General features: G+C 40.0%; 3 protein-coding genes. 1 reads left to right on the top strand and 2 read right to left on the bottom strand.

Annotation, left to right across the window (positions count from 1 at the left end):
- The first annotated feature begins 298 nt into the window (after positions 1-298).
- Entirely contained in the window at positions 299-961 is a 663-nt protein-coding gene (locus BIV59_RS16725; protein WP_071352596.1) for a lysozyme family protein, read from the top strand.
- Positions 962-988: 27 nt separating this feature from the next.
- Here the strand turns inward: BIV59_RS16725 and BIV59_RS16720 are convergent, their stop codons facing one another.
- Complete coding sequence (locus tag BIV59_RS16720; protein WP_071352595.1) at positions 989-1,450, bottom strand: nucleoside 2-deoxyribosyltransferase; 462 nt, start codon at positions 1,448-1,450, stop codon at positions 989-991.
- A gap of 169 nt (positions 1,451-1,619) precedes the next feature.
- Complete coding sequence (locus tag BIV59_RS16715; RefSeq protein ID WP_071352594.1) at positions 1,620-1,895, bottom strand: IDEAL domain-containing protein; 276 nt, start codon at positions 1,893-1,895, stop codon at positions 1,620-1,622.
- Between the last annotated feature and the right edge of the window lie 197 nt (positions 1,896-2,092).

The raw sequence follows: 2,092 nt of genomic DNA, 5'->3' as shown, positions 1-2,092 counted from the left end.
CAATAGACCAATGCAAGCGGAAACTTATTTTTATCAAGATTATAATCTCTCCGCAGCACATCGTATTCTTTATCTTCCGGCGTAATGACTTTTCCTGTCAGTCCGCTGTAATCCATCTTTTCACCCGCCAGTACGTCTGATATCTTATCCTCCCAAAATCCTCATGAAGGAAATCCTCTTTATATTATGCAAAAAGGACAAGTATGGTGCAGAGCTTGACTCTTTTATACAAAATGCATGATATCGGAAGCTCAGCAGTTTATAATAATGATAGACAGCTCATATTGGGAGAGACTCTATGAAAAAGAAAAAACGGAAAAAGCAGGCAAATACCATCCTTATAATGCTTGCATTATTAGCCGCATTTTTACTGATAAAACAAGTAATCACGAATACTGCAGAAAACACCGTTCCACAAGTGAAACCAGATCCATATGCAAATGTAAAGAAGTATACTCCGCTCATACAGGACGAACTAGGAAAATACCATCTTCAAAAATATACAGCTGTGCTGGTCGCCCTTATGCAGCAGGAAAGCAAAGGCAGAGGCGGAGACCCTATGCAGGCCTCTGAATCGATCGGCCTTGCCCCAAATTCCATCCATGATCCAAAGAAAAGCATCGAGCATGGCATAAAACATTTTCATAGAACCGTTGTTTACGGAAATAGAAAAAAGGTAGATTTTAAAACAATCATTCAAGCCTATAACATGGGAACAGGATACATCGATTATGTTGCGAGTCACGGCGGTAGGCACAGCGAGAAATTAGCCAAGGATTTCTCCATGATCCAAGTGAAAAAGAAGCCGGATCTTTACACCTGCGGAGGAGATAAGAATAATTTCCGCTATCCGTATTGCTATGGAGATTTCACCTACAGCACAAAGGTCGCACAAAACATCCAAGCCCTCGCAAGCAGCATACCTGCTTCTGCAAAAAGGAAAACCGGCGAGTCCTTTTAGACTGGCCGGTTTTCCTTCACATACTGATCAAACAACAGGTCCCTCATATGGAATAGATGGCATATTGAGAAAATCATAAGAAGCCGCATCTTCGACTCTCTGCAAATACGCATGCAATCCCTCAACAAGCATTAAGTTAGGCACACCACTTTTTTCTTTGATTAATATAATCGGTTTCTGCATGGCAAAGGCATACCCAATTTCAAATGCTGTGCCGCTGTCTGTGCATTTCCCTGTAAAATCATGAATAGCGGCCACAGCATCCGCTCTTCTTAAGAATTTTAAATCCTGCTGAAACGTAGCTTTTCTCCACTCATGCGATCCAAACGCAAGGTGTTTATTTTGATGAAAACGCGCAGAGAAAATATCTGCCACATACGGATTGCGTGATAAGGCATTTTCCAGCCGTTTTACCCTTTCAACCTGCTCCTGATCGAAAAACGGGCTGGCAATGAACACTCTGGCCAGCCTCATTCCTCCTTGCTCCATCTCACTCGCTCCTCGCCTGCGCATATTCCAAACACATAATATACTATTAAAAAGAACCCATTTTGCCATCATTCAGTAAAACAACAAAAACGTCCGGAGCGATCCGCCTATTTAGGCTGAATCACTCCGGACTGATGCGGTTCTTCTATTTATATGGCAAATGTATTTTTTATGATAAAACATGCTCCCAGCCCTTGGATGTTAAAGCAAGGAATCTCGCTTCATTTTTATCATCTAAAGCCTTATCAATTTCAATGTATCTTCTTTCCTCAAGATATTTGCGCTGTACCCTTTTTATGACAGCATCAGCGCCGCGAGTATATTCTGTGCGTTCTTTGGTAAGTATTTCTTTTGTTTTCAAATCTTCTTTATTCAACAATTCTTCAGTCAATGATGCAATATAACGGTCATGTTTGAATGATTTAGAATTATACTCAGAATTCATGCTGATCCCTGCCTTCTTTTATAATATTTTCGTTAAATTAGTGATTAATTTTTATTTACCCTAAAATATAAAAATATAACAAGATCAGCTCATGCAAATGCAAACTTTCATATAGAAATTTTCACGGCCCATGAAACGGGTGGTCCGTCTTATATAGAAAGCCTCTTTTCTTAAGGCTTTTCGTAAACTTTGTTGCT

It is taken from the genome of Bacillus sp. MUM 13, from assembly GCF_001866725.1.
In the GTDB taxonomy this organism is placed as follows: domain Bacteria; phylum Bacillota; class Bacilli; order Bacillales; family DSM-1321; genus Peribacillus.
This window is presented reverse-complemented; position numbering and strand designations above follow the sequence as displayed.

Bases quoted from the DNA above. Each gene is read 5' to 3' on its own strand.
- BIV59_RS16725 (WP_071352596.1), top strand. From the start codon at position 299: ATGAAAAAGAAAAAACGGAAAAAGCAGGCAAATACCATCCTTATAATG.
- BIV59_RS16720 (WP_071352595.1), bottom strand. From the start codon at position 1,450: ATGGAGCAAGGAGGAATGAGGCTGGCCAGAGTGTTCATTGCCAGCCCG.
- BIV59_RS16715 (WP_071352594.1), bottom strand. From the start codon at position 1,895: ATGAATTCTGAGTATAATTCTAAATCATTCAAACATGACCGTTATATT.